The 22,308-nt window shown below is 39.8% G+C and carries 19 protein-coding genes; 3 read left to right on the top strand and 16 right to left on the bottom strand.

The genetic code is table 11. The annotated features are described in order from the left end of the window. The first annotated feature begins 548 nt into the window (after nucleotides 1-548). Both Q0954_RS17435 and Q0954_RS17430 read left to right on the top strand, forming a co-directional pair. Nucleotides 549-1,112 carry a Crp/Fnr family transcriptional regulator gene (locus Q0954_RS17435; protein WP_299458778.1) on the top strand — a complete coding sequence of 188 codons (564 nt, stop codon included), beginning with the start codon at nucleotides 549-551 and terminating at the stop codon, nucleotides 1,110-1,112. Nucleotides 1,113-1,231: 119 nt separating this feature from the next. Beyond that, nucleotides 1,232-2,395 carry an SRPBCC family protein gene (locus Q0954_RS17430; RefSeq protein ID WP_299458777.1) on the top strand — a complete coding sequence of 388 codons (1,164 nt, stop codon included), beginning with the start codon at nucleotides 1,232-1,234 and terminating at the stop codon, nucleotides 2,393-2,395. 134 nt (nucleotides 2,396-2,529) lie between these two features. Here Q0954_RS17430 and Q0954_RS17425 read toward each other — a convergent pair whose 3' ends face one another. From Q0954_RS17425 to Q0954_RS17355, 15 genes are all read right to left on the bottom strand, one after another. Beyond that, entirely contained in the window at nucleotides 2,530-3,381 is an 852-nt protein-coding gene (locus Q0954_RS17425) for an AraC family transcriptional regulator (RefSeq protein ID WP_299458776.1), read from the bottom strand. Nucleotides 3,382-3,808: 427 nt separating this feature from the next. Then, nucleotides 3,809-4,627 (bottom strand): SDR family oxidoreductase, encoded by an 819-nt coding sequence (locus Q0954_RS17420; RefSeq protein WP_299458775.1) that lies wholly within the window; start codon nucleotides 4,625-4,627, stop codon nucleotides 3,809-3,811. A gap of 12 nt (nucleotides 4,628-4,639) precedes the next feature. Continuing rightward, nucleotides 4,640-4,942, bottom strand: a complete 303-nt coding sequence (locus tag Q0954_RS17415) for a putative quinol monooxygenase (RefSeq protein ID WP_299458774.1) — start codon at nucleotides 4,940-4,942, stop codon at nucleotides 4,640-4,642. A gap of 314 nt (nucleotides 4,943-5,256) precedes the next feature. After that, the gene (locus Q0954_RS17410) at nucleotides 5,257-6,768 is read right to left on the bottom strand and encodes a right-handed parallel beta-helix repeat-containing protein (protein WP_299458773.1); all 1,512 of its coding nucleotides are present in this window, start codon (nucleotides 6,766-6,768) and stop codon (nucleotides 5,257-5,259) included. Nucleotides 6,769-6,919: 151 nt separating this feature from the next. After that, complete coding sequence (locus Q0954_RS17405) at nucleotides 6,920-7,930, bottom strand: T9SS type A sorting domain-containing protein (RefSeq protein WP_299458772.1); 1,011 nt, start codon at nucleotides 7,928-7,930, stop codon at nucleotides 6,920-6,922. A gap of 123 nt (nucleotides 7,931-8,053) precedes the next feature. Next, a complete protein-coding gene (locus Q0954_RS17400; RefSeq protein ID WP_299458779.1) occupies nucleotides 8,054-8,431 on the bottom strand; it encodes a hypothetical protein in 378 nt (125 codons plus the stop codon). A 194-nt stretch (nucleotides 8,432-8,625) separates the two neighbouring features. Further along, on the bottom strand, nucleotides 8,626-9,825 hold the full coding sequence (locus Q0954_RS17395; RefSeq protein ID WP_299458771.1) for a parallel beta-helix domain-containing protein: 1,200 nt from the start codon (nucleotides 9,823-9,825) through the stop codon (nucleotides 8,626-8,628). A 63-nt stretch (nucleotides 9,826-9,888) separates the two neighbouring features. Then, entirely contained in the window at nucleotides 9,889-10,977 is a 1,089-nt protein-coding gene (locus tag Q0954_RS17390; protein ID WP_299458770.1) for a T9SS type A sorting domain-containing protein, read from the bottom strand. 92 nt (nucleotides 10,978-11,069) lie between these two features. Continuing rightward, entirely contained in the window at nucleotides 11,070-12,260 is a 1,191-nt protein-coding gene (locus tag Q0954_RS17385) for a parallel beta-helix domain-containing protein (protein ID WP_299458769.1), read from the bottom strand. A 9-nt stretch (nucleotides 12,261-12,269) separates the two neighbouring features. Further along, nucleotides 12,270-13,379 carry a DUF1573 domain-containing protein gene (locus Q0954_RS17380; RefSeq protein ID WP_299458768.1) on the bottom strand — a complete coding sequence of 370 codons (1,110 nt, stop codon included), beginning with the start codon at nucleotides 13,377-13,379 and terminating at the stop codon, nucleotides 12,270-12,272. Nucleotides 13,380-13,436: 57 nt separating this feature from the next. Beyond that, the gene (locus Q0954_RS17375) at nucleotides 13,437-14,492 is read right to left on the bottom strand and encodes a T9SS type A sorting domain-containing protein (RefSeq protein WP_299458767.1); all 1,056 of its coding nucleotides are present in this window, start codon (nucleotides 14,490-14,492) and stop codon (nucleotides 13,437-13,439) included. Nucleotides 14,493-14,582: 90 nt separating this feature from the next. Then, the gene (locus Q0954_RS17370; RefSeq protein ID WP_299458766.1) at nucleotides 14,583-15,767 is read right to left on the bottom strand and encodes a parallel beta-helix domain-containing protein; all 1,185 of its coding nucleotides are present in this window, start codon (nucleotides 15,765-15,767) and stop codon (nucleotides 14,583-14,585) included. Between the two features lie 109 nt (nucleotides 15,768-15,876). Continuing rightward, nucleotides 15,877-16,944 carry a DUF1573 domain-containing protein gene (locus Q0954_RS17365; RefSeq protein WP_299458765.1) on the bottom strand — a complete coding sequence of 356 codons (1,068 nt, stop codon included), beginning with the start codon at nucleotides 16,942-16,944 and terminating at the stop codon, nucleotides 15,877-15,879. Nucleotides 16,945-17,021: 77 nt separating this feature from the next. Next, nucleotides 17,022-18,062, bottom strand: coding sequence for a T9SS type A sorting domain-containing protein (locus Q0954_RS17360; protein ID WP_299458764.1), 1,041 nt, complete (start codon nucleotides 18,060-18,062; stop codon nucleotides 17,022-17,024). A gap of 102 nt (nucleotides 18,063-18,164) precedes the next feature. Further along, the gene (locus Q0954_RS17355; protein ID WP_299458763.1) at nucleotides 18,165-18,917 is read right to left on the bottom strand and encodes a hypothetical protein; all 753 of its coding nucleotides are present in this window, start codon (nucleotides 18,915-18,917) and stop codon (nucleotides 18,165-18,167) included. A gap of 425 nt (nucleotides 18,918-19,342) precedes the next feature. Between Q0954_RS17355 and Q0954_RS17350 the strand changes: the two genes are divergently transcribed. After that, nucleotides 19,343-19,873 (top strand): hypothetical protein, encoded by a 531-nt coding sequence (locus Q0954_RS17350; RefSeq protein ID WP_299458762.1) that lies wholly within the window; start codon nucleotides 19,343-19,345, stop codon nucleotides 19,871-19,873. A 92-nt stretch (nucleotides 19,874-19,965) separates the two neighbouring features. Here the strand turns inward: Q0954_RS17350 and Q0954_RS17345 are convergent, their stop codons facing one another. Continuing rightward, nucleotides 19,966-21,978, bottom strand: a complete 2,013-nt coding sequence (locus Q0954_RS17345; protein WP_299458761.1) for a tetratricopeptide repeat protein — start codon at nucleotides 21,976-21,978, stop codon at nucleotides 19,966-19,968. Between the last annotated feature and the right edge of the window lie 330 nt (nucleotides 21,979-22,308).

The raw sequence follows: 22,308 nt of genomic DNA, 5'->3' as shown, positions 1-22,308 counted from the left end.
GCATGGGTCGTTTGGTTTTTTTCGCAATTAACTTTTACGACCCTTTTGCATTTTTGTTAAAACTGTACGGACTATTGTAATACAACTACTTATAGTGTCACATTAAAATATCAGAGGTCAATCACAACAATGATCATTGCTTTGTATATTGCTGATGTTCTAACAAATTGTATGAACTTTTAGATGAAAAAAATACCCCTCCCATCACGAGTTTAAGTCCTTGGTATATTGTAAACACCTTATGTTGTTCAATTTGAAGGGGTAATAAGATAAAATAGTCAATAAAACCAGCTTTGGTCGATTGCTGCGTGGTTACCTTATAATTGCCCATTAAATTTAAATAGGGGACAAAACCTTCACTCTCCTAAAAAAATAACTCATTGATGTTACACAGTTTCCTTGGGGCATGCATATTTTAATGGTTCAATAGATTTACTGCTTCGCGGACAAAAGCCTATGTAGTTTACTTTTTCGTATACTGCGTAATTTAAGTCACCAAGGTGCATCTGTCTTGCACAAAATTGACACATACCTGGACTCTTCATAAAATGCTTGAACACTATATTAAAAACACCTTGCAAATACCCTCACATTATGCCTCAAGTGTGGCTTCTTTATTCCGGGAGAAAACCTTAAGAAAAAAAGATTATTTGGTTCGTAAAGGAGGATTTTGTAAGCAAATGATTTTTATTGAAAGTGGTTATTTGCGGTGTCACTTTCAAAATGATGACAAAGAAATTACCTACTGGATTTATTGGGCAGGGCATTTGGTGACTGACTCTTCCAGTTTTTTTCTGAGTATGCCTGCCAAATGGCATTTACAAGCATTGACTGATTGTAAAGTATATGCCATATCTCAACAAAACTATCTCAAAATTAAAGAACTAGCCCCTGTTTGGGAGTCCTCGGAAAAACTGTTTTTGGTAAAATTGTTAACTTCTCTGGAAAAAAGAGTATATGCTTTGCTGTCAATGACAGCAGAAGAACGTTACACCTTTTTGTACCGATCGCACAAAGAGCTTTTTAATCAAGTACCTTTAAAACACATTGCTTCTATGCTTAAGATTACCCCAGAAACCTTGAGTCGGATCAGAAGTAACTCAAATTCTTGATATAGATCAAGCCCTTCCTCTATTTCACGCCTTAGTTTTGTACTTGAACAAGAAGATAATCTGATGCTTCAATTACCTGTCTTGGTCTTATCAAAAATACAAACCTAAGCAATATCAATATGAAACATACCCAACAATTGGCCTTAATGGACGACGTTTTCAAACACCTCGAAACCCCTGAAGCCCCTGATGGAGTTACCCATAAAATAGACACACAACGTTACACCTCTCAGGCGCAACTAAATAAAGAACGTAAAAAAATATTTCAAGACTTTCCCATCGCAGTGGGGGTGGTAGCTCAATTGGAAAAAAATGGCAATTATTTTTTGCATGACCTTACAGGAGTGCCCATTGTAGTACTCAAAGGAAAGGATGGGGAGGTACGTGCCTTTATCAATATGTGCCGCCATAGAGGAGTACGTTTGTTAAGAGAAGAAAAAGGTCACCTCAAAAAAAACATTGTTTGCCCTTATCACGCCTGGTCGTATGATACGGCAGGTTGCTTAAAAGGTATTTTGCATAATAAAGGTTTTGAAGGGGTAAACGAAACTAACCACAGTCTGATTTCGTTGGATTGCAGTGTGCATTTTGGGTTGGTGTTTGTGGTACCCAACCCCGGATTGAAGGGAAAGTTCAATTGGGATAACTTTCTGAAAGAAGTATATAATGTCTACCAAACTTTTGGCTTGGATACGCACGTGCCCTACAAGTCTGAAACCAGGACAGTTGCAGGAAATTGGAAACTGGTTATAGACAGTGGTCTGGAAGCTTATCATTTCAAGATTGCACACGCCAAAACGATTGGGTCGTACTTTGTAGACAATGCTGGAGTCAATTACCACAACAAGTTGCACAGCTCAATTATATTTCCTAAAAAATCTATTACTCGTATCAAAAATACCCCCAGGGAAAGCTGGCAACTTCGGGAACATGCCAATATTCTGGTCAATATTTTTCCTAACACAGTTATATTAGTACAGCCTGACCATGCCATGGTCATATTCAACTTTCCTATTGACGAAAAAAGCACGTTGGTACACTCTATTATGCTCATTCCACAGGCTCCTACTACTCAACAAGAAATAGATTATTGGAATTTAAATCGGGATATTTTTTGGAATGCCATAGATGAAGACAATGAGCTGGTGGAGCTACAGCAAGCTACTTTTAACGGGTTTGACGGGAAGCCTATGACTATTGGCAGTTTTGAGAAATTGATTCTACAGTTTGAGAATTTGGTAGATAAAGTACTGGAAGGTAAACTGAAATTAACAGATTTTTAGTTTTTTACTTTAAAACTAAGGTTTAAGACCTTACACTCTGAATGAAGCCCAGCTTTACTGAAGGTAAATCTGGTAAGGTTGGGCTTGCTTTCTAGAGAAGCTACAGGCGTTGTTATCTGCTGGCTTTTCCTGCTTTATTTTCTGAACTGTGAAGGTGTTAACCCTGTATGTTTTTTGAACAAACGACCAAAATAAGTTGGATATTCAAATCCCAAATTATGCCCAATTTCTGCGATTGTTTTATTACTTGATTTTAATTGATGTTTGGCTTCAGTAATGATTTTCTCCTGAATAATTTCAGAGGCAGTTTTCCCAGTATTGTATTTAATTAAGTCTCCAAAATAATTGGTAGATAAGTTTAACTGTTCGGCAAAATAATTCACCGAAGGTAACACCTCTGGATCATTACTATAATAGGTTTTTAGAAGCTTCTTAAATTCAACCACCACCTTGTTATACAAAGGTTGTCTCGTCTCAAACTGGCGTTTATAACATTTACCAACATACGTAAAAATCAGGTTACTATAGGCGATCAGTAAGTCCAATTCGTAATTATCTTTTTGATATTCGGTTAAGATTTGAGCATACAATATTTCAATTTGAGTTTGCTCATCTACTGTTAAAAACAAGGCTTCTGAAATTTCGTATTGAAAATAATTAAAATAAATATTGTATTCTTGCAATAGAACTGGCGAAACCATCATATGATAGCCTTCCCAAGCTTCATCAGTGTTCCATTTATACACTTGATGAGGCTGTATTAAATATAAAAAACCAGATTTTGTATCATATTTGGTATTGCCAAACCATTCTAAATCTGTCATATTGCGTTTAAACGCCATCATATAAAAATCTGTTGACAGCCCGGAACAAGACAAGCGAAGGTCTTTAAAATCATTATACCTCACCACATCAATTAAGTCTTTTTTGGGAGCGCCATATCCAACGTAAGCGTTATATTCTTTTATTTTTGTAAAATGCATCATAGTTACTTTTATAACAAACAGGTCGTAAAATGTAATTATTTTACGACCCGTTTTTTCACTAAATTACAAGCATAGTCTTTAGGGAGTAATTAAAAAATAAGATCCCCGTTCTTTGATAGCTATTTTATTCTGAGACGCGGCACTTTTTAAAGTCATAGCAGAGCTATGGCTGCAAAAAGTAACAAAGTCTCGGGGCAAAAGAGCAGCTACAAAATGGGTAGGTTATTTCTTGTTTGCTCCCTTATTTAAAGGTTATTGTAGTATCAGGTGCATCACTATTTTGCTTATATCCACATTAGTAGTCTATTTTTTAATCGCTTCTCTTTGAAGGCTTGTCTAAAAATCATATTCTGAGCTACGGCTATTGGCTTAAAAATGTACTTTGCCAGCACAAAAAACGCATCATTTTTAACTCAAAAGACAAGCTTTAAACAAGTTCTGAAGTTACAGTTAAATCCCAAAGATCTTCCTGATATTTTTTTGCATCCTCACCAAACTCTGCCGGGAACACAGTACGGAAGTTATGTGTATCTTGAGGAATTACATCCACCATGACATCAATCATGCCTTGTGGAGGAAATTGGAAGTTAGGGTCTGCAAACATTGCCTGCATGTCTCGAAGTGGTTTTTCAGGAGTAAAGTTTTTGCCTGGTTCAAACCACTGGTCTACGGTGTCATACATACGGTCGTTAAAGCCAGTGTTGTAGGGACCAGGGTTAATAATAGCTACCTGCACACCAAGCGGCTTAAGCTCTAATTGCATTAACTGGAAAATTGCTTCTATAGCATGCTTAGACGCAGTATATGGTGCCAAGAAAGGGTAAGGCCTTAAACCAGCTGTAGAAGACACCACTACAATTTTGCCTGAACCCTGCTTTGCAAAAAGTGCCGCAAATTTCTGAGAAAGCTCAAGTGTTCTAAATACATTGATCTCAAAGACCTGACGATAACGCTCAAGTGGTATTTCTGCCGCAGGACCTGTTTCTCCTATCGCAGCATTTGCTACAAAAACATCCACTTGCTCACCATATTTGTGTAAAACAGTGTTTTGATCGTTTTCGTTTGTATATTCCATCTTTTCAATAATCAGTTGAACACCTGCCTTTTTAGCATCTTCTTTTAGTTGCGATACTTGCGGCCAGTTTTCAACCGTTGCAATTACTTGATGACCATTTTTGGCAAGCCCTAAAGCAGTGCCTTTACCCAAGCCTGAACCTGCACCTGTGATTAGAATTGTTTTACTCATTGTTTTATCTTTTTAAAAAACCTGAACTCCTTTGTTTAAATAAATGGCTACATCTTTTGCCAACAATGTTTCCAGTTTAGATAGTGCATTTTTTAAATGGGTTGTTTCCCAATGTTTTGCTTCTTCCTCTTTGCTTTCCCATTTTTCAATAGAAAAAAGGGTGTTGGGCTTTGTAGGGTCCTCGATAATTAGATACTCAATATTTCCTTTTTCTTCACGGGTTCCTTTCCCTAAGTCAGCTACAATTTGTTTTAACTCCTCAAACTTTCCTTCTTTGGCTTCTAATGAAGCCACTGTAAAAACTTGTGTTTCCATAGTTGTTTTATTTTTAATTATTGCTATCAAAAACTTCTGCAAAAGTATGGCAATAAAGAGGATTATAACTAAAACGAAAAAAGGAAAAGATGAAACAAATTACAGAACAGACCTTTTTGTAAAAGATTACCAAAGTGTTTTAACTTTTAATAGACAATATTACCTGTCATAGCAAGCTTGGCAAACCCTTGGAAAGTGTACTTGGAATGGCTGCTTTTCAGCATCATCAGAAGGTGCTGGCTAGAGTCAAAAAACGGAGAAAAAAGCAGGCAGATATTCAGTTTTGCCTGCTTACACTCATATCAAAAGTCGTCTTATCTACTTATAATTAACCGCTTGACTTTGGTTTGTGCACCTGCCTGAATAAAATAAAAATAATGTCCATTACTGACTGGTACACCTGACTCATTAGTAGTATTCCAGCGAACTGTATGTTGCCCACTGTGGAGTTTTTGTTGATCAATTAGTTTTTTTACAAGTCGCCCTGTTTGGTCAAGAATGTATACCTTCACGATGCTTGCTTTAGCAAGCGTAAACTCAATGTTGGCAGAGGCAACCACCGGATTAGGATAGATGAGGTTTATTGATAACAAATCACGCTCTATGCTTGACATTTCTTTGTCTGGCTTCATTGCACTGGCCACTCTTGAAGTAGCACCAGGGCGAGGATTATTAATATTAATATGTATGTCCTTTTCAACGGTTCCAGATGAATTGACTAGATGACACGGAGCACCTGAATAATAATAAGTATTGAGCCCCACAATGAGATCTTTGGAAGAGTCCCAGGCTCCAAAAGTGTAAGAGTTGCCGTTGTTCCAGAAGTTTACCTCAACCGCAGGCATCCAACTTTTAGTGTCAGGGTCGGGTTTAAAGTGGGCAATATTTACGTGCCCTTTTTGTATGCGGTTGTCCCAAATGGTCACTTCCCGGCTATCTTCCTGGTAATAGTCATCTTCACGTTGATCTCCCACATAAATAGACGTAAGCACCACATCATGAATATCATTATTACGGATGTAGATGCCTTCGCCAGAGACATGTATGCCATGCCAGGCGGTATGATGAATATGATTGTTTACAATTACAAAATCACGTCGGTTCCAATGGTCACTTGAGTGGTAACCAGTGATACCGTCCATGCCAGTTCGGGTTATCTCGCAGCCCTCAATTCTTACCCGGTGAGCCCCTGGCAAGTAAATGCCATGTAACCCTGTATCGGCTATGATAGAGTTTTTGATGAGCACATCGTTAGAATGGACTACCTTGATGCCAAAAGCAGTAGGGTTTGAAGCGTCATAGATGCCACAGTTTTCTATGTGTAAATTATTCACCTTTTGTAGCATCAACACATCTCCGTCTGCCCTGCCTGGACGAGTACTTTTAAAAATACAGTTTTTAAGGGTCAAGTGATGATATACAAGGTCAGGGTTATTGTACACAATGTTTTTGGCTCGGTGCTCGCCATCAAAAGTAATTCGGTCGATAGTAATAAAGTTACCTTGTATATTTACCATTATTTGGTCTTTGTGTGCCAATTGAGAAACTCCAAAAAACACATTTACCCCGCTTACCATTGCTTTAAGAGTAACCCCTTCTTTCATTACTAAAGGGGTTGTGATGCGGTAGTTGCCAGAGTGCCCTATATACACTTCGTCTCCAGGTTGAGAAATACTAAGTAAATGACCAATAGAGCTATGGTTATTTACGTTGGCATGGTCATTATATGTATTGGGCGCCGTTGCCCAGCGAATGTACCCTGCTGTGGCACTTTGACTACATAAAAGCAGGATAAATAGAATGATGAAATGACAGTACTTTTTCATTTGGATTTGGTTTTTTAGATAAAAAATTGAGTGAGATAATGATCATAAAATAACTGTTCACAAGTTGGCTGAAGGCTTGTAAAATAGTTTTAGAAAAGGTGAGCAATGAAAAGCCCCAACTGATGATGAGTTGAGGACTAATTGATAGTAACTATTGCTTGATGATGGGTTGGGTAATTTTAATATTACTCAAAGAACTGGTAACTTTGATGAGGTACTTTCCTGGAGCAAGCAAACCTAAACTTAGCGGAATTTGATTATTGCCTGCTGGAAAACGCTTACCAATAAGTAAAGTCTTCTGAGCGACCCCATTCAGGTCAAACACCTCTACAGTGAGGTCTTCTGCTTGGGGTAAATGTATCTGTAAAGTGGTTTTTTGTATAACCGGATTGGGGTAAACATTCAGCCCTACAACTTCGGATTGAGTAATGCTCTGGTAATAATTGGTTTGACGGAAACTGTTACAATCTATAGATTCCAGTGTTTGTGCTCGGATAAAATCAGTGGTACCTGCTATAAAAAAACCAGCCCCTATGACGATTGCCCAGCCATTTCCAGTTAAAAGCCCACCAGTAGCCACTACACCTCCAATAACGTATTTGAGCGTTCCTTCAAACTTGAGTTGTTTAGCCACTGTGGTACCCGCAAAAGAGCATCTTTTGCAGTTTACACCTACCCTATTACTGTTGGCATAAAAGTCACAAGTATAATTATCGTCAGGTTGAGTCTGGGCATTAGGAAAGTCCCCCAGTAAATCATTCAGGTCAATTTCTTGGTAACCTGAACTATTCCCTGAACCATCTACTTTTTCATATTCTACTTTAGGAGGCGAGTCATACTCACCAATTTTACTGAGCCCAAAGGTGCCCACTGTAAACAACTCATATCCTGAAGAGCCTGAAATTTTCAGTTTAAGCATAGGTTTATCTCCTCCATTGGGTTTTGAGCATTTCACTGAGCCTCCGTTGATTTTTATGTGAAACCCATTGAGGCACCCGAAGTTTTTATCTTCACTGGAAACCTGCCTGGAGGTACCCATTATTGCAGGGGTAGATTCTACTTTAGCTAAAGCTAGTTGAGAGCGTTGAGCAGTAGTTGAGGTAAAGCCACATAGTACAAACAGAATTATGAATAGTACTATTGTTGTATTTGTTGTTTTCATTGTTTTATAAAAAAAGTTGAGTAAAATAATAAGATAAGCCGTAATTGTTTGGATGTATCTTTTTGCTTTATATAGAATTAAAAATCCTCTGTCCGATCATTGAAAATAATGGCATGGATGTCTTCAAAGTTGACGGAGCCTCCCCCCTTCTTTGATATAATAGACCCCAGAATAGCTATTATTGTCGGGGCGAAAAGCATAAGGAACTAACACAACCTCTGTAGAATTTACATATATCTGAATGCGGTTATAAGTGCCATTTCCGCCAAAAACGTTCGTTTGTTTGTCACCAGATGATTGAGGTTTGATGTGAAAAACATCGTTACCATCTCGAATTTCCCCACCTACTTCTGCGATAAAAAGTTTGTCATTGCCAGCCCTTCCATACAAAATATTCTTGCCACTTCCTCCCGTAAGAATGTCATGACCATTGCCCCCATATAACACATTATCTCCTTCACCGCCCTTTATTAGGTCATTGCCATTGGAGCCTGTTAGAATATTGTCATTATGATTGCCTCGAAAAACGGCGTTGGTTATGCCTTCTCTTGTGTATTGTTGAGGTGTTGGGAGAGTTTGTTTTTTGTTGGCACAAGCATAGCTTATAAATAATAGGGTAATTAAAACAGTAGATTTAACCTTCGCATAATTGATAATTTATTTTAAAGTGAAAAAAATAATTGGGTGGAAAACAACTACTCAAACCCTACCCACACCTTATTCAGACGAGGCAAAGAACAGTCATACTTTTTAGCATTGTATCGAATATTTTTGAATCCCTGAGCTGCATTGATATTGGCAAACAAGGGATATTGGTCTTGCACTTGATTGTTGCGAATGCATAATGTATTTTTGCCTTTTTTTGCCGGGTCGATTACTCCATCATAAATGATATGAGGGGCTTGAAAGGGCTTGAATGGAATGTTTTTCAGTTTTCGGTGAAACTTAGGAACAAGCCTTGAACGCCGATATACATTGTCATAAATAGAAATATTGCTGGGATAAGGGTTGTATTTTTCATAAGTAGTTTCGATGCCAATCAAATCGTAATGAAACACTCCAGTTCCAATGGTCTGATGATCGATTATTTCATTGGCAAAAACCTCTACCTGAGAAGTGGCTACTACCATAATACCAGAACCAGAAGGAACCCCTGCCACCATAGCCATTTTTGGGGCAAAGTTTCGGTGGTTGTTTCTGAAAATTTTATTTTTAAACAACCTCACCTGTCCTCCATTAGTCACCATTACAGTGGGCACATCCATGACTAATATGCCACAAGCATTGTTCATTGACAGGTTGTTGTACACATCTACTCTGGCGGAGTTTTCCAGGTTAATACCTGTTACATTTTTTTCTACCTCGCAATAACGCACAACTATATCGCTGGACTGCCCTACATAAATGCCTGCATCACAAGCCCCTCGTGCCTGACAATGTTCAATGAGCACTTGCTTGCACAACACCGGGTATAAACCATAAGCGCCATAAGAGTTTTGGTGATTGCCTGCCCACTCGGTTTCGACATGTCTAAAGATCATGCCTGTTACATTGATAGCTTTGATAGCGTCTCCTTTGGCTTCTTGTACAGTCAAACCCTCAATAGTGATGTGGTAACTATTGGCGATTTTGATGCCCTCCGCCCCAGATTTTTGGTTCCTAAAGTTGAATACAGTTTTGCCCATTCCCGCTCCTCGAATAGTGATGTTTTTTTTACCTTCCAGCGAAAGGCTCTTCTCCATAAAGAAGGTACCTTTAGGTAAATAAACAGTGTCACCGTTTGCTACTGTAATCAGTTGGCTTTGCAATCGTTGGTATATGTGGGGTTGTGCAAACGCCCCATTAGTCATAACATTGCCCAGTACCACCAAGGTGATGAAGAATAAATATCTCATTTTGCAGGTGAATAGAAAAGAAGAAAAAACCTGAAAGGCTCTAAAAGCTTTTCAGGTCGGGTTTTATAGCTTAACCAATGCTTGGGTTAGTTTAATGCTACCAGTGGCACTGGTTACTTTTACCAGGTATTTGCCTGCGGTAAGCTCTCCCAATTGCATTGGAATGCGGTTTTCACCTGCAGTAAATTGTTTGCCTACAAATACAGTTTTTTGTAACTTTCCGTGAGTATCAAACACCTCTACAGTCAGAGACTCACTTTGTGGCAAATGAATACGCAAAGTAGTTACCTCTTTTACTGGGTTAGGGTATAGCTTTAAACCTACTACAGCTGGCTGACTAATTCCCTGATAATACTTAGTTTTTCGCACAAGATTACAATCCTCCAGCGTTGCTAAAATTGATGTAGTAAAACTTGCTGTCCCTAAGGCAAAAAAAGCACCCGCAGTAGTCAGTTGAGTGGCTACCCCCAAAGCGGTAGGTACTACGGGGCCCGCTACTACTGTAGCTATTCCTACTACTACTGCGCCTGTCCCAACAGCTGCCAATACCAGTGCTGCGCCGCTTGGGTTGCACCTTTTACAGTTTACATTCATCTTGTTGCCCGCCGAGTTGCCATAAACGTCACAGTCAAATTTTTCGCCAGGGCTTTGGGGTTGTACTGCCTTAGGCAAGTCCCCTAATATCTCAGCCACTGGAATGTCTTTGTATCCATCAGGCACGCCACTATCGCTTACTTTTTCATAGTTTACCTCAGGTGCTTCCTCAAAGGTTCCCCGACTTACAGGCTGACCACTGCTGCCAATTGCGATTGCTTCGTAAGGCTTACTGCCCCCTTGTATACCAGGCGTCCATTCTATTCGAGCTACTGGAACAGGGGTATCAGGATTAGCGCTTGAGGGTACATTAGGAAAAGAACAACCCACGCTTCCATTATTAAAGCTTAAGTGAAAATTACCCACACAGCCAAAAGAATGCTTTACTCGATTGGTATCTTTTTTTGACGCATACAATTTGTCAATGCTTGGTTTAGGGGCAATCTTGGCCAAAGCAAGCAGCGATGGTTTGTGCTCTTGCTGCGCAAATGATGGTGAAAGTCCGCCTAATATTAATGCAAAGGCGAGTAGCCACAGGTTTGTTGTTTGTTGTTTCATTGTTTTATAAAAGGTTAAATTGTGTAAAAAAAATGTAATACTGATTGAAGAATATTTTTCACAGCAGATGCCTCATCTCTGATAATTTATTTCTATTTGAAACCCACCCCTGCCTGCTCTAATTTGGGCAAGCTACAGTTGTATGCATCAATATTGTATCGAATATTTTTAAAGCCTTGGGCTGCATTAATATTGGCAAACAAAGGGTATTGATCCTGTACTTGATTGCCACGAATGCAGAGGGTTTGCTGCATTGGTTTTGTTGGGTCGACTACTCCGTCAAAAAGGATGTGGGGGGCTTGCATCTTGCCAAAATTCAGGCTTGCCAGGTTTTTGCTAAACATGGTGCCAAGAACGGAGCCTTGGTAAACATTATGATGAATGCTCACCCTATGGGGGTATTGATCAAAGTAGGCAGCATCAAATTTTGAAGAATCAACGGTAGAAAAACTCATGACCCCAGTGCCCATGGTACGGTTGCCCACAATCTCATTATTGAAAATCTCTACTTGTGGATTAGACACCACCATAATGCCTGTACCTGAGGGCATTTTGGTAACAATTTCTCCCCAGGGGCCAAAATTTTTATGGTTGTTGTAATACACTTTATTAGAAAAAACCCGAGCGTGACCACCATTATTCATTAGCAGGGGGACACTGCACACCAAAATACCTACTGCATTGTGCATGCTAAGGTTATGGTACACATCGGCTCTGACTGAGTTTTCTACATTGATACCCGAAGTATTGTATTCTACTTCGCAATAGCGTACAACAATGTCACGAGATTGCCCTACATAAATGCCTGCGTCGCATGCTCCCCGCGCCTGGCAATGCTCTATCAATACTTGCTGACACAGCACCGGATACAAACCATAGGCACCTTGAATGCCTTGGCGTTTACCCACCCACTCGGTTTCTACCCTTCGCAAAGTAATCCCCTTGACCCGAATGGCTTTGATGGCATCGCCTTTGGCTTCTTGTATTGTAAGGTCTTCTACTATAATATTGACACCATTGCTGATATAAATACCCTCTGCTCCATCCACTTGATTTTTAAAATTGAGCACGGTTTTGCCCATACCTGCCCCCCGAATGGTTACATTTTTTTTACCTTCCAGCGAAAGGCTTTTTTTGAGGTAAAAAGTGCCCGCAGGTAAGGTAAGAGTGTCGCCGTTTTGAGCCAGAATAAACTGGGTCTGCCATTTTTTATGAAAATTGGCTTGGGCATCAGCTTGCCAATAAGTAATCAGACACAGCACACCTATCAATAACTGTTTCATTGCCCCAATTTATTTAGTTTTTGTCTTCACATTGGCTCCTACCTCTAACCTTACCTGAGGTCTATCAGGGTCGTTTACAGTAAGCATGACTACCATTGTTTGCTTGCCTGTTTGCTGAGGTAAGGGTTGGTACTCTACCCGCAAGTGGGTGCTGCTACCAGGCATCAACGTATGGCTTTCAGGAATTGCTTTCAAGCATTTGCATGAAGTTTTTACTTGTCTAAGGTGCAGCACATCGTTGCCTGTATTGGTAAGTTGAAAACGGCTGACCTTAATTTTGCCTGCCATCACTTTTCCTAGTGTTATGCTGTCTTGCTGTAGTGCAACTTGCGCCCTTTTACCTGATAGCAAAGCCTTTGTAAAATCTTCTTTGACATGAGCAGTCATAACCAAGTAAACGCTGTCTTTTTTGCTTTTTCCTTGAATAATAGGTAAAGTAAATTTGTGGTAAATAAACCCCCATTGATCAGCTAGTGGGGCATTCCATACCAAGCCTATACGTGCTGGTGTTTTCGGTGCCAGTGAGTCAAATGGTACCAGCAATGTTGCCCCCTGAGAAAGTTGAATATTTTTTTTATCCACCTGAATGGGTTTTTGGTTTATATTGATGATGGGGAGCCAGGTAGTATCGCTTTGGGTATGGTTGAGTAGCCCAAAGTCAAATAGGGTGGTTTTCCAGCGTAAGCCGCCTGCTATAATAGGGTAAGGGTGGGGCATTACCTCGCCAGTAATGTATACTTCAGATTTGCCTTTAATATTTTTGCCTAACACCCTGATTTTTTTCCGAAACTTGCCTGCGCGCCCGGTAGGGTCATACTTTACCGTTAGATGGCTACTGGCACCAGGAGGCAATGCCTTACGTTCAATTTTGGGAACAGTGCAACCACACCCTACCCAGGTGCCAGCAATATGCAGGATGGTATCAGACTGATTGGTGAATTTAAAAGTGGTGCTCACCGTTCCGTCAACTTCCTGAATTTTACCAAAAACATGTTCATTTCTCTCAAAACGTAAAGAGGGCATAACTTTTTTGCCAGTATTGGGTATCAATTGTTGTCCATACCCTGGTGTAATCAGCAAAGCAACCCAGCCTAACAACAATGTAATGATGGTTTTCATAGTGTGGGAAAATTGAATAAAGAAGCGATTGAAATCGCTTCTTTATTGATTGAAGAATTATTTTTTTACAATTTTTCGGGTGATTTTAATATTATTTACTACGCTGGTAATCTTTACTATGTATTGACCAGGATTTAATTGATTAAAACTGAGTGGAATCTTATTCAATCCACCATTGATTTGTTCACCCATCAATAAGGTCTGTTGGTGTTTACCTTCCAGATTCATTACTTCTACCGTGAGCTGATCGGCTTGAGGCACCCTAATATTGAGTATTCCCTGGTTGGCTACCGGGTTAGGGTATATGTGTAACTCTACTCTTTTGGGGTCAAGAATCCCTTGTATGCTTTTGGCTTTACGAAATTTAGGTGCACCGTTACCACATGTTTTGCCTTTCACATGAGCTACGCCAGCAGCAATGGCAGAGACAGCAGTAAGTGCAGCAGCGGCTGGAAGAAAGATAAAAGCAGCTGGTGTAAATATGAGCCCCCAGGCTCCATAAAGTGCTGCTCCAATGGCTGTTGCTTGTGCTACATCCTGAGCTGCGTCTTTCAACCTCAGATCACCAGGTTTGCAACTAAAACAAGTATAATAAGGGCTTGAACCTAATGGATCATGAGCATTGCAATACACAGGGTCATCATCTGTACCATTATGCATTATATCTTGTACTGCAATAAAACCAGGACCATCTGAAATATTTTTGTAATCATTTATTGGGTCAGCAATTCTCTCTGGTCCTACACGTATATCAGGAAGACTACCATAACTGCCCACTACGTTGTAATCGCCGTTTGAATTTGGAAGTGCCACTTCGTAGCTTGTTCCCTGTGATGGATTCTTTGACCTTTTAATAATAGCCACTGGCTCACCTGACGGAGGAAAAGAACAATAACCGCGTCCATTGACGTTTACATGAAACCCATTCGTGCAAACACCAAAAGTATTGTCTTCCTTTTTTGTAATCTTAGAAGTATCTTTGGTGCTTGGTTCAACACTTGCCTCATAAGCCAGCATTCCTTCAAAGCCAGTTTGCTGGGCGTTTGAAGGACTAAGCCCCCATAGCACCAACAAAAAGGCAAACAACCATACGTTTTTTCTTTGTTTTTTCATTGTTTTATAAAAGGTTAAATTGTGTAAAAAAAATGCAATGCTGGTAGAAGAATATTTTTCACAGAAGGAGGCTCACCGTTATTAGTTTCTTTATTTTACCCATACCTGTTTCAACTTAGGCAGGCTACAACGATATGCTCGAACATTGTAGCGAATGTTTTTAAAGCCTTGGCTTATGTTTATATCGGCAAACAAAGGAGCTTTGTCTTGCACCCGATTATCTCTGATACACAGCACTTGTTGTGTGGGTTTTGCCGGGTTGGTTACCCCATCAAAGATAATGTGAGGAACAGCTTGTGGCTTGAGTTTTAACCCGGAAAAACGGCGGGAAAACACCGTGGGTTTTAAGCCTCGTTGGTAGGTATTGTCATGAATACTAATGCCACTGGCATAAGCATTGTAATATTTTTTGTAGCGCTTGTGTACAGTATGGTTGCTCGTGATGCCTGTACCTACTGTCTGATTGTTGGTAAAGGTGTTTTCAAATATTTCTACCTCTTGAGCTGCCATGATCAATATGCCTGTACCCGAGGGGATGCTGGCTACATAATTGCCCTGAGAGGCAAAGTTTTGAAAGTTATTGCGATAGAGTTGGTTTTGGTACACCCTGATTTTTCGCCCGGTTAAACTAATGGCAGGCAGGTTAAACACCAGCACACCCATGGCATTATTATTCACCAAATTATGATGTACATCTACCCGTAACGAGTTTTCTATCTGTATGCCGGCTACGTTTTGGTCTACTTCGCAATAACGCACAATCACATCTTGCGACTGCCCCACATATATGCCTGCTTCGGTAGCCCCTCGTGCCTGGCAATGTTCTACCAGTACCTTATGGCAAACTACAGGATACAAACCATAGGCTCCGTTGGTGGCTTTGGGTGCTCCTGTCCATTCGGTTCTGATGCGGCGAAATATGACTCCTTCTGTTTCACTTATCTTAATGGCATCGCCCAAAGCATCTTGCACAGTAAAGTCCTCCAGCACAATGTTGTTGCCATTGGTTACCCTGATGCCTTCGGCACCTGCTTGTTGTTGTTTAAAGTTTAAGATGGTTTTTCCAATGCCTTTGCCTCGAATAGTCACGTTATTTTTACCTTCCATCGAGAGGCTTTTTTTTAAATAATAAGTACCCGTGGGTAGTTCTATAATGCCCCCATCAGTTACCTTAATCAATTGGGTCTGAAGTTGCTTATAAACACTGTCTTGCCCTTGGGCAAAGGCACTCCAGAGCAGGAGCAAAATCCACAAGCTTATTTGTTTGTATAACATGGCTCAGGTACTTTTTAGGGTTACTTTAATTAGATTGAAGCCTGTCATTTTTTGCTTCATTATGCATCAGTTTAATATTTACATCTGCCTATAACTGGCAGGTGTGTTGCTACTTGGTCTTTTTCTTCACCTCGGCATGTACCAGGAGGCGAATTTGAGGCTTCGCTGGGTCATTGACCGTCAGCATCACTACAAACTGTTGCTTGCCAAACTGCTGCTTGCCAGGTGTGTAGTCTACCCGCAAATGGGTGCTACTCCCTGGCACCAGGGTGCGACTTTCAGCCATTACCTTTAAGCACGTGCTTGAGGTTTTTACTTGCCTGATGCATAGCACCTCGTTGCCCGTGTTGGTCAGTTGGAAACTCCCTGTATTGCTTTCTCCTGCTACTATGGCAGGCAGTAACAAACTGTCTTTTGTGATGCTTGCCTGCGCCTTTTTACCCAAAAACAGGTTTTTAGAGAAATCTTCTTTAATATTGGCGGTCGCTTGTAACCGAATACTATCTTTTTTGCCCGATATAAGTTGAATAGGCAAGCTGAGTGTTTCAAAAGAAAATCCCCATTGATCGCTGGCGGGTACATTCCAAACCAGCCCCACGCTGTCGTTTGCCTGAGGTTGTAAAGTAGCAGAATAGGTGAGCAAGCGCAGTCCTTGAGGCAACTGTAGTTGATCTGCCAAAATTGTAATGGGTGTTGTTCCGGTGTTGGTTACAGGCAACCATAAAGTATCGGTTTGATTGTGCCACAGTTGTCCAAAATTGAAGAGGGTGGTTTTCCAGCGCAGGCTACCCGTAATGACCGGGTAAGGGTGGGGAAGTACTTCGCCTTGAATGTAGACTACGGCTTTGTTGGTCAGTTTTTTGCCCAACAGTCGAATTTTTTTGTTGAATTTACCCGGTCGTCCATTGGGATCGTATTGTACTTCTAAGGTACCTTGTTCGCCGGGTTGCAAAGGTTTTTGAGTTATTTTGGGGGCAGTACAGCCACAAGTAACATAGGTAGCTTCTACCTTGATGATGGTATCGGAAATATTTGTAAAAGTGAAGCGGGTACTTACCAGCCCGCCCGTTTCCTGGATTTTGCCAAACTGGTGGGTCGTACGGTCGAAACGGAGGACTTGGGCATGACCATTGCCCAGCATACAGCCAAAAATCAATGTATATAGAAAAGTTTTCATTATAGAACAGGGATTAAAATAAGGGAGGAGTAGGTATAGAAAAGTGACACTTGTCACTTTTCTTAAAAATGAACAAGTTATTTTTTTACCAAACGGTGGGTAAGGCTTAAGCCTTGATTTCCGGTTATTTTTACAATGTAAGTTCCGGCAGTCAAGCCCTGTACATCCAAAGGAATTTGATTCATTCCTTTGGCAAAGCGCTGTCCCATTACCACCGTTTTTTGGTGACGCCCTTGCTGGTCAAAAATCTCAATGGTAAGATCATTGACCTCAGGCAAACGCAGGTTAAGCATGCTCAATGTACTGGCAGGGTTAGGCTGTATGCCTGCTACTATTGGCTTGTCAGTACTTGTGTAAAAGGAGGTTTTGCGTTGGATATCTGTATTACATGCCTCAAGTCCCCAACCAGCCATTGTACTAACAAGATTACCAAGGGCAACACCTGCAGTTGCACTAACTGCAGTAGTAACAATTGTTCCTTTTTTCCACATAATCGCTACAGCTGGGGCTGCTAACCCTCCTGTTTTAACTAATTTTACCACTCCTGCTGTTACTACCAGAACAGCTCCTACAGTTTTGATTACATTTTCTAATCCACTGCCAACAAATTGTGTGGCTCTTAATACTCTTCTGGTATTGTTCGTGCAACCAACACAAGAAGCCGTGCTTGCGTTAACATTCTGACCTGTTACCTTTTGACCGCAAACAAATTCATCACCACTTGCGATTTTTGCATAATTTGTCATTGTTTCTCCTAGATCAACAAGAGTTTTAGTGGCCCCACAATCAGCACTAAGAGCAAGAACTGGTGGTAAATTATTGAAAGTTCGAGTGTATGTTACTACATTACCTGTTTGATCAAAATAATGTACTCTATAGACACGTGTCATTTGCCCATTATTCCCTACTACATTACGAACAGATGTCCACAAATTTGGTTCTCTATTATTTTTGCTATAAACACATCCATAAGACTTACTTGCAGCTGTAGTTCCACCAAAGAGTTCAAGTCCATTAGGGCAACGGCAAGAAACTGCTGAAGAATTACTTTTCGCCAAAGCATCGCCTAGCCCCACCAGACACAACAACCCTAGTATATATATATATTTTAGTTTCATTATTTTTAGATTTTAAAAAAATTGCTAAAAAACAAAAAAAGGGTGAAGCCAACCAGTATTTTTTCAAATGCTGCCGCCTCCACCCACGTTTACACAGATAAATTATTTTTTCAATTGTGCTTTCAAAGCTTCAATCTCTTTTTGCTGGGCAATGGTGTGCAAGGTCAGTTCCTCTACTTTTTTCAACAAGATTTTAGTCATTTCGCCTACATCATAACCATCTTTTGCTACCACTTTAGCCGAAGGTACCTCAGGTAGGTGTTGGTTTTGCTTGATAAAAGCCTCAGTGTCTTTCAAACTACGTAGTTTGTAGTCGTTGGCAAACACATAGTCAGGCCAGTCGGTGCTGTTTTGCAGGTGTATTTCTTCAAACAAACCTTTGCCGTCTACAGCTACGCGGTAGCCACTGGGCAACACTCCTGGTACAGCTCCATCAACCACTAAGTTTTTCGCGTGAAAAGTCCCTCCTCGTTGCATCAAAAACTCCCAACGGTTAGCAGCACTCCCTACTGGGTCTCTCCCAATGTAAATCCCCTGATTATTACCAGAGTGGTGAAACTGCCACATATCTACACTTCCGGCTACCGTTCCATCATACATTAATATGTCACGTCCTGCCCAAATGTGTTGCTGTGCCATAAAGTCTGCACCATCCAGTCTCAACTGATTGGTATTTATGATCCACAATCGAGCATTGTAGTCAGAGTTATCCCGCTTAAAGTCAATTCGTCCCGAACTGTTAGTGCTTCCTAATTCTATAAAATTAGTAGTTGTCTGAGCCTGGGTGGTGGCAGTGCCCATCACAAACAAGGCAACTATAGCAAATGCCTGAAAGAAGTATTTTCGTATATTCATGTTAGATAATATTTAGAAGATTAAGTGTAAATCAAGTGTAAACATCGCGATTAGTTACAGAAGCAAATTTATGGCACAGGCAAGACTAAATGCAAATTTATGGGGGTGACTAGTTGAGGACAGACATCGAGATTTACAAGAATTTTTTCACACTTAACTCTTTCATTTACAGAATCTTAATTTTCATTTTAAATTATTTACAAAGGCAGTTAGTCAAGTGATTAGACCCAAAAAACGTAATTGTATCTTCCTGTTTTTTTTAACACAGCTTTCTGCTGAAAACTTAAATCAAACCAATCAATGCTGATGTCTTCAAGCCAGCCCAAAACTGTCCTCATGCTGTCTCGGTCAAAAGTTGTTGATTGACCAAATAAGCCCTTATGTTTGCTGTAAGTTTTATTTAATCATTTAAACAAATTTTAATTATGAAAAAGGTTAGTTTAATTTTACTGTTAATTGTAGCAATGACTGGCTATAGCTGTTCAAACCAAGAGAAAGTGGAGCCAAGCAAACAAGCTGGGGTAACTGCGGACATTAAAAATGCGGTCATCCCAGGTACTAGTGGTAACAATACCTTGTATGGTACTAGTGGTGGAGACACCATGTATGGATATGCCGGGAACGATGTAATGTATGGAGGAGGAGGAAATGATGTATTATACGGAGGAAAAGGCAATGACCGACTATATGGAGATGCCGGCAGAGACAATATATATGGACAAGATGGTGATGATAATATTTATTACCGTGCTGGAGTAGATGGAGTAGATGGCAGAATGGATGGTGGCTCTGGAAACGATGCCATTTATATTACTGGTAACATTAGTCAAACTGATGTTGCGGTGATCAATAACTGGAAACAAATCTATGTAAATGGGCAAAAGGTAATGACTTATGGATACATTGAGCGTTTTTATGTAAACGGTCAGCAAATATTGCCTATCAATGTGTACTAGATAAGTAAATTAAACCACAACCAGTCTGATATTATAAGAATGGTTGTGGTTACTTTATTTGCGATAAGCATTAGCTTCTCTGATCAACTACATTACATATTCCTAAAGTATTCTCTCAATGCATCAGTAGAAGGCAAGTCCATTTTCTTACGTAAACGTAATTTTGCTTTACGGGCACTTTCAGGTGAAATATTCATAAACTCAGCCACTTCATAAGTATCTAAATTAAGCTTAATCAATGCGCTTAGTTTCAACTCATAGGTGGTGAGTTCAGGGAAAGATATTTTTAACTTTTTGTAGAAACTAGGGTGTGCCAGCTCAAAGGTTTGAGTAAAGTTGTTCCAGGCTTCAGTAGTCTTCAACTCTTTTTTCATTTGCTTGTTCAGTGTTTGAATTTTGTCTCTTACTGTACCTTTGGTCTGTTTTAAGAGCGGCGTTAGTTCTTGTAGCCAGGTTTCTATCAACTGCTGTTTTTGTACTAAATACAATGCTTGTTTGGTAAGTTCATGGTCTTTATTTTCGAGGTTTATCTGAAAAATTTCTTTGATTTTTTCATCTATATGCAACTGTTCCCTTAATGCTATCTCTTCCATTTCTTTACGTATCATTTGCTCTTCCAACAGTTGTTTTTGACTTTGCTTAAGCACCAGGTCCTGCAAAATATGTCTCCGCTTTTGCCTTTGGATCAACCAAAAACCTAATACCAACAATACAGCAAATGTAATACAGGTAAGCGTGATATATGTTTGTAGTTGGTTTGCCAATTTTTGCTGTTTAATTTTTGCTGCTACCTGAATGCTTTGTTGCACTTGTGCAAGGTCAAGCGAGTCCTGGTATTTTTGAAATTTATAATCTGTCTCAAGGCGCACTGCCTGCCTAATTGTTTTGGCATTGATTAGGCTATCTTCTATTTGCTTAAACGATTGGTGATAGTAATAGGCTTTTTTATAATCTTTCAGGGCTTCGTATATTCCAGCCTTCATTGCCACCCCTTTTTTTACATCTTTTATACGCCCTAGTTTTTTAGCCATTGTTATTCCTTCATTGGTAAAACTCAATGCCAGCTTATATTTTTTTTGAGCATAACTTGCCTTGCCCAGGCTCATCAAGGTTTCAGACAACAAACCTTGCTCTTTTATTTGGGTACGTATTTCACGCGCCTTATTCAAATAAGACTCTGCCATTTTATACTCACCCTGTTTTGTATATGCTTCGCCCAAACCTTGATAGGCAGATGCCTGGTTACTTTTCTCGTTAGAACTAACCGCTAACTTAAGCGCTTTTTGGTAAGATTTTTTTGCCATAAACAAGTCGTTCAGGTGTTGATAGCAGGCTCCCATTTCAGTATACCCCATAGCTACACCGTATAAATTGCTAAGCTGAGAGTTAATTTTGAGCGCTTTTTCATACAAACCCAAGGCTTTGTGGTAGTTACCCAACGACTTATGCACATTACCCAGTGCACCATAGCTGCGCGCTATTCCACTCTTATTACCCAACTTAAGCTCTATATCAAGCGATTTTTGGTGGTGCTTCAAAGCGCTGAAATAGTTTCCCTGGTTTTCGTGCACAATTCCAATATTGTTATGACTCATTGCCATAAACAAATAACTGTTGAGTTGTTTTCTGATAGATAAAGCCTTATGGTGGTTTTCGAGGGCTTTATCATACTCACCCAACAACTGATATACATTGCCTATATTGTTATAACTATGCGACAGTATTTCGGGCTTGTTTAATTTCTTTTTTACTTTTAGCGATTTATCGTAATATACCATCGCCTGGTTATAATTTCCTTGATTTTTGTGTACTACACCTATGCCATTAAAAGCGTTGGCAATGCCTTCCAAATAATGACTACTTTTTGATAAGGCCAATACTTTTTTGAAAAGCTCAAGTGCTTTCTCATAATGATTTTTGATGTAATTAATCCAACCAAGGTTATAGTAGGCATCAGCTATGCCTTCAGTATAGTGTTTGCTTTTTGCTAATCTGATAGATTGTGTGGTGTAATGAGCCACTTTTACTGAATCGTTAAAACGATATTGATTTGCCAGCGAGTTGTAGGTGTTCACCTTGGTCTGAGGGTCAAGCTGAGTTTTCAATAATTTATTTAGTGAGTCAACTTCATGTTGATTTTGAGAGAATGTGGCGTATGAAAATACCATAAGGCTTGCCAGAACGAGCAACGATTTAAATAGCATAATAAGGATAAATTTAAGAATGAGTATGTGATTTTAATTAAGTACCTGATGAGGTGTGTCAGACATATAGCAATGGTGTAGCAGTTCACCTCACTTGGATATAAACTTACAAACCATCATTGAATTATACAATAAAACAATCCCGATTAGGGGTAGACAATCAAGGGGACTAAGAGCATAAATTAAATTACAAAGTACTGATAGTGAGTATATTACATAGTATTTGTGTAA

This window comes from uncultured Microscilla sp. (assembly GCF_947493425.1).
Lineage (GTDB): Bacteria > Bacteroidota > Bacteroidia > Cytophagales > Microscillaceae > Microscilla.
The sequence above is the reverse complement of the archived record's forward strand: the minus strand, read 5'-3'. Positions and strand labels throughout refer to the sequence as shown.